Genomic DNA, 2114 nt, shown 5'->3' with positions numbered 1-2114 from the left:
ACCCAATGTCATCAGTTTAAGCAATAATTCTTTTGAAAAGCCCTATTTTCTGTGATAAATATGAATTAAGGTAGTCGGTCGAATGGATAGAAAATGTTCGATCGGCTTTTTATATGAGCGCAAACTTCTCAAGGCTCAGGTAGTCGTTAACCAAGCGGCTCTGAGCGTTTCCTCAACGCCTGGCAGAGACAATTCGCGATTGTCTCACAATGCAAAAATGTAGTGAGAATAATATGTGATAAATCTTGTAGTTTTAATGAAGTTTGCTATAATTGTAGTGAGATGTTTATTAAGATTTTGACTAAAACATATGGAAATAAAAAGCATTATTATGCCAGCCTCGTTGAGAACAAACGTGTCAACGGGCGTGTTGTGCAGTTCGTGAAAGCTAATCTCGGACCTGTTACCGAAGAGCAGATCCCCTACTTAAAGGCGGCTTACACTAAGAAAAAACCGCGCCTGGTCTATGATGACCCTTAACGTAGTGAGAGGTTGGCGACGGGTTGCGGATAGGGGGGAAGAGGGATGGGGTTTGGGATAGATGGGCTTAAGTTATTGCGGGACAGGATTGCCGACGATTCGATTTTAGAAAAAGCCCGACTAAATCCAAAGAACTTTATCCGCTCGCGCAAAATGGGGGCAAGAGATATAATATACTACTGCTTGAATAAAAAAGGACTGTGCACGAATATGGAGACAAACAACTATTTTGGCAAGATAAATAAAGATGTAAGCATTTCTGCCCAATCGCTTTTTGATCAACGGATGAAGTTGTCCCCATTGGTCTTTAGGGATTTGAATGATTCATATTTAAGCGCATTTTATTCCTATTATCCTGACGAGACCAAGCTTTTCAATGGTTATATCCTTTTAGCGATTGACGGCAGCGACATGGAGGTTCCGAACACCCGGGCCTGCATTGAAAATTACGGGCTATCTGGAAACAGCAATAGTGGCGTCGCGAGGGCTAGCGTTTCCATATGCTATGATTTATTGAATCATCATATATTAGACGGAATAGTAGACAAGTACAGGGTGGCAGAAATAGGCATGGCCATAAGGCATATAGACAGGGTCGAGAATCTTGTATACCCATATGGCCAAATATACATAATGGACAGAAATTACGTATCGCTGGGATTCATGCAATACTTTGAGCAAAAGGGTTTGAAATTCTTGTGCAGGCTAAAGGCAAATTCTTATTACATCGAAGAAACATCTCGTATGGCAACTCTTGACGAGATTGTAGAGATAAAGCATACAAAATACAGGCTTCAAAGAAGCAGATTTCTTAACGAAGAGCTTTTCCAGGCAACTAAAAGCAAGACCCACACAAGGGTCAGGATTGTCAAATACCCGTTGGTTTCCGGGGAGACAGAATATTTAATAACAAATATCGAGGAATTCTCGTATGGTGACATCACGGAATTGTACAGCGCCCGATGGGGCATTGAGACGGCGTATTTTAGCCTTAAGCAAAAACTTCAAATCGAAAAGTTCACAAGTAGCATTCCGCAACTAATCGAACAGGATTTTTTTTCGAGCGTTTTGGCCTACAACATTGTCCAATCTGTGAAAAACGAGGCGGAGCAGACTATAAACCAAACCGAGTACAAATATGAAATGAAAATAAACGAGAACATGGCCATCGGCTTCGTCAAGAATGATTTGATACTCATTATGCTTGAGGAGGATGCGACAAAGAGGCTGCAAATGTACGATGCGATGCTTACAAAAGTTGCGAGACACAAGGTGCCGATAAGAAAGGGTAGGAAGTTCCCAGTCAAGTTTAAGACCGATAATAACAATAGCATTAACAAATTAAAGTCATATTAGGAGTAAATGTGTACGCTGTTGACACTGAACTGCTGAGCAGCTGAAGCCGGGGATGGAATTAAACAACGAAAGCGCTTTCACAGCATACAAAACCAATACGCTTTAGACTAGCTCTGCCAAACATTGCAGGGATGTCTAAAGCACTTTTGTATTTTTCAATTTTCTCTGTTCAACAGCATCGGCGATGATGTTCTGTCCGTACGGTTCGTTTGTTCAACCACATTTGGATCAACAATTCATCAGCCCCGCTGTATTTAGCTAAACTGATGGCATTGGGT

2 protein-coding genes are annotated in these 2114 nt (G+C 41.3%); both read left to right on the top strand.

Features of this window, described 5'->3' with window-relative positions; genetic code table 11:
• Positions 1-282: 282 nt before the first annotated feature.
• Positions 283-480: a hypothetical protein gene (locus DOT_RS25115; protein ID WP_009624407.1), complete on the top strand. Its 198-nt coding sequence runs from the start codon at positions 283-285 to the stop codon at positions 478-480.
• A 45-nt stretch (positions 481-525) separates the two neighbouring features.
• A complete protein-coding gene (locus DOT_RS25110) occupies positions 526-1836 on the top strand; it encodes an IS4 family transposase (protein WP_009624406.1) in 1311 nt (436 codons plus the stop codon).
• Positions 1837-2114 lie beyond the last annotated feature (278 nt).

The sequence above is a fragment of the Desulfosporosinus sp. OT genome, assembly GCF_000224515.1.
Lineage (GTDB): Bacteria > Bacillota > Desulfitobacteriia > Desulfitobacteriales > Desulfitobacteriaceae > Desulfosporosinus.
This window is presented reverse-complemented; position numbering and strand designations above follow the sequence as displayed.

Coding starts and splice junctions, on each gene's coding strand:
- DOT_RS25115 (WP_009624407.1), top strand. CDS start 283: ATGTTTATTAAGATTTTGACTAAAACATATGGAAATAAAAAGCATTAT.
- DOT_RS25110 (WP_009624406.1), top strand. CDS start 526: ATGGGGTTTGGGATAGATGGGCTTAAGTTATTGCGGGACAGGATTGCC.